This is a genomic window from Marinicrinis lubricantis (assembly GCF_042658665.1).
GTDB classification, from domain to species: domain Bacteria; phylum Bacillota; class Bacilli; order Paenibacillales; family KCTC-33676; genus Marinicrinis; species Marinicrinis lubricantis.
The window spans coordinates 1-1,197 of record NZ_JBHSQV010000069.1 but is presented as its reverse complement, the minus strand read 5'-3'; the positions used below and the strand labels follow the sequence as shown (position 1 = coordinate 1,197).

Here is a 1,197-nt window from a genome sequence, read left to right as displayed (position 1 = left end):
AGTCGCTTCAAAAGCAGGGAAAAAGCTTTCCACTCTGATTCAGTGTCAATTACAGCAATGGATCTCTGCTTTACCCAATTACATCAAGGCTTATCTGCCTATTCCAAGCTGCGAAAGTTGAGTTATTTATTATTGGAGGTTTATCATGAAAAGAACAATTTCAGTAATTCTCACATTGGCTTTACTAATTTGTAGTTTCAACTTTGTTAGTGCTGCCGATAGTTACGATCCTGAGTTTTATGCAGACAACGATGCACTCATAAAATATTGGGTTGATGATGTAGCTGGTACTATGTTAGTTGCAGCAAGCATACGTGTAACGGTAGGTAATAGTACAACACTAGGTTTTTATGATAAATTTAGTGCATCATCATCAGTTTTCATGAATAGTCAAGCATGGCAGGTTTGCGGAGGAGGAAGTTATTCAGTTAACAGAACAATTACCATAGATGATGGTGACTCTACTGTTACATTAGATAGAAAAATCACTGATATAATTTCAGATTCTAACTACACAACACCGGATTGGTGGGAGAAAACACGTGTAAGTGGATATAGTACTAGTAGTCATACAATGTTAGCTAAAGGATATTATTACGTCCCTGCAAACTCATGTTTAAATGTTACAAACGAAGGGGATGTTGAAGGAACATTCCATGGAGCAGGTGCTACTGGTGGAGTTATAACATCACTCCGTGATTCGGAAAATGCAATTGAATCAACTGACTTTCCATTAAACAATATTCCAGAATTTACATTCGTTGATAACGAAAAAGGAAATGAAAAAAACCGTATTTTGAGCGAAACGGAAAAAAGTAAAATTAAAGAGTTATATAGAAACTTAAAAAATAGTAATAATAATAATCAACATTTTATTTCAAGCAATACTGGAAATAATAACTTTAATAAATTTAAAAACAATATGACGTATTTAACAAAAGCAATCGAAATTATCAATGATAATGCTAATAATGATATCTTATCTGATGAGGAATTAGCAGAAATTTATATTACAAAAAAGAATATTCAAGATAAAATATATGATGAAGGCATCACAGTTAAGTCCGTATAATTGGGACTGTCAAATATTTTGTGTAAACTCTATTAATCAATGATATAAGGGGTGACGCGCTCCTCGAAATGAATGGATAGTTGGAGGATGATTTGCCCCCAGCCTTGAATACGCCCCGTCCATTT

The 1,197-nt window shown here is 33.8% G+C and carries 1 protein-coding gene; it reads left to right on the top strand.

Annotated elements, in window-relative coordinates:
- Positions 1–145: 145 nt before the first annotated feature.
- Positions 146–1,072 (top strand): hypothetical protein, encoded by a 927-nt coding sequence (locus tag ACFPXP_RS08080; protein ID WP_379893726.1) that lies wholly within the window; start codon positions 146–148, stop codon positions 1,070–1,072.
- The last annotated feature ends 125 nt before the right edge of the window (positions 1,073–1,197 follow it).